Annotated in this window: 1 protein-coding gene; it reads right to left on the bottom strand. The window is 39.3% G+C overall.

What is annotated here, in order from left to right; all coding sequences use genetic code 11:
- Nucleotides 1-229: DDE-type integrase/transposase/recombinase (locus B9N71_RS11895; protein WP_143422142.1), on the bottom strand; the 229-nt coding region annotated here is incomplete at both ends.

The following is a 229-nucleotide window of genomic DNA, read 5'->3' as shown; positions in this document are numbered from 1 at the left end:
GGGCAGCCTTTGCGACTTAACGACCGTTTAATTCCAAATGCTGTTAAACATTCATCAATTAAATGATTATCAAACTCTTTTCCTCTATCAGAATGAAACAACTCAATCGTCTGTAAGTTCATTGGAATTTGACTCATAGCTTGCATGACCAGTGCCGCTGTTTTATGCCTGCCAGCACTTCGCCCCACTATTTCTCGATTACTGATATCAACAATTACACAAAGGTAGT

Origin of the sequence: Gilliamella bombi (assembly GCF_900103255.1) — a bacterium.
Lineage (GTDB): Bacteria > Pseudomonadota > Gammaproteobacteria > Enterobacterales > Orbaceae > Gilliamella > Gilliamella bombi.
The sequence above is the reverse complement of the archived record's forward strand: the minus strand, read 5'-3'. Positions and strand labels throughout refer to the sequence as shown.